The 401-nt window shown below is 54.1% G+C and carries 1 protein-coding gene; it reads right to left on the bottom strand.

The features are described 5' to 3' along the window. Positions 1 to 401 (bottom strand): winged helix-turn-helix domain-containing protein (locus CKY02_RS23285; RefSeq protein WP_193493204.1); only part of this gene is annotated, 401 nt, incomplete at both ends.

The raw sequence follows: 401 nt of genomic DNA, 5'->3' as shown, positions 1-401 counted from the left end.
GTTTTACTGATATCGGCCAGATTCAGGGCACCCATCAGGTTCAGACGGGTACGGCTGCCCGTGGTTTTCACCGCGGTTTTCTGGCCTTTGCGCATCCAGCCATAAGCGAGTTTCGTCCCCTGCGTGGGAGGGACGCCATCAATGAACAGGATGGGCTCTTGGTCTCCGGCTTCCTGCTTCAGTTTCCCGTAGGCTTCCATAAAGGCCCGTTGCTGCTCCGCGTTGAACTTGTGTGGCACGCCGGTCGGTTTTTTATCACTGGATCCATTGTGGCGCAGCCATTTATTCATGCCGGGAACGGTGTAACTGATATCCCACTCTGCTTTGACAAGATGGATAACAGCCTGTGTGGTGGGCAGAAGATTCGCGGTCAGATAAGCGATAAGTTCCTGAGTCTGTGT

Origin of the sequence: Photorhabdus bodei (genome assembly GCF_003287735.1) — a bacterium.
Classification (GTDB): Bacteria; Pseudomonadota; Gammaproteobacteria; order Enterobacterales; family Enterobacteriaceae; genus Photorhabdus; species Photorhabdus kayaii.
Note: the sequence above shows the minus strand (reverse complement) of the source record. Positions and strands in the feature narration are given on the sequence as shown.